General features: G+C 69.5%; 1 protein-coding gene. It reads right to left on the reverse strand.

Features of this window, described 5'->3' with window-relative positions; all coding sequences use genetic code 11:
• Positions 1–420: 420 nt before the first annotated feature.
• Positions 421–654: a hypothetical protein gene (locus ACFY00_RS38125; protein WP_388038881.1), complete on the reverse strand. Its 234-nt coding sequence runs from the start codon at positions 652–654 to the stop codon at positions 421–423.
• Between the last annotated feature and the right edge of the window lie 696 nt (positions 655–1,350).

Here is a 1,350-nt window from a genome sequence, read left to right on the forward strand (position 1 = left end):
CGCGCCTCCGCTTCGCTCCGGCGGCCCGGGTGGCTGAGGCTGAGTCAAGTCGCTGGTCTGGGTTTTGGGCTGACGAGGCGGCGGCCTTCGGCTGGGCTGACTGGGGAGGGGTGCCCGTCGACTGCGCGTCGGACCGGCCGGGGTTCAACTGGCGTCGGCGGGCACCTGTCGGTCGTCTGCCCTGACTCCTGTAGATCATGCTACCCGTCGAATGGTCGCCCCCTCAGGCGCATGCATCACTTCTGAGCGCTAGGTGATCCCGCCTAATGTGGTCTCCCTCCTGGGGGCACGGGCCGCTCTCGGCTGCTCGAAGCAGGGCCGAATTTCACGCCATACTCCCACCGGCCCGTGCATCAGAAATGCAATGCGAGACCATCCCGCCGAATGGCCTGTGTGAATTCCGGGAAACCGGCTTTCCTTTCAGGGGCGGCTGGTGGCGTAGGCGGTGGCGCTGATGCAGATGGTGGTGCCGTTCGGCGTGCAACCGCTGCCGGAGGTGGGGCTGGGGGTGGCGTCGACCTCGCAGAGGCTTCGGCAGTCAGAGAACGCGGGGTCGGGCTCGGTGGGCTCCTGGCCGAGGAGGAACGTGAGGAGGCATCCGGCGGCCATCAGACCGGCCCATATGCCGATGGCCCATCGTTGCCACTGCTTCACCGCGTGCCCCCCTGGAACGGATCGTTCGCGATCACATTAGAGGGTCTTCCTCCGGGGCCGGGCCCACCCGGTCACCGGCCGGCCGCGGTCGAGGAGGAAGGAACAGCACAGCGCAGCGCCCCAGAACCCCCGGGGGCCGCCGCCCACCGCCCTCCCCCTCCTCCTTCGTCGGCCGGGTCGAGGGCTCCCAGGGGTAAGTCGAAGTCCGACCGGGCGAACTTGCCGGGTCTGACCTGCGGAAACGGGCCGGACGCGGCAGGGCGGGGGGCTTGGAAAGCAAACCAGAGACGAAACCAGGTGCGAAACCAGGGACGAAACCGCCCCCCGGGCCCGCCCGTGGCCGCGCCGCCCGCCCTGAACGATCGCGGCGGCCGCCGCCAGGCGGGCGCGAAGGGGAGGCCGAGCGCCGGTGAGCGGCCCCGCCTGGACCGACCGCGCCCCACCCCGCCCACCATCCATCACCACCAGGACCAGGCGCACAGGTAAGTCGGGCCGGTAAGAGGGCCCGAATCCTGGGCCTGGCCTGCGGGAACGCCAAGGTGGCGGGCGCGGGTGCGGGACCCTAAACGAGCAACCAAACGAGCAGCTGTACGAGCACCTAAGTGGCCGTTGCTCTATCGATCTTGGTGAGCGTGAGTTCGAGGTCGTCGACTCGGTCGGGTGATCTTCTGGCCGACTGCGCATGAGAGTGGGGCC

Source organism: Kitasatospora sp. NPDC001540 (assembly GCF_042894345.1).
Classification (GTDB): domain Bacteria; phylum Actinomycetota; class Actinomycetes; order Streptomycetales; family Streptomycetaceae; genus Kitasatospora; species Kitasatospora phosalacinea_C.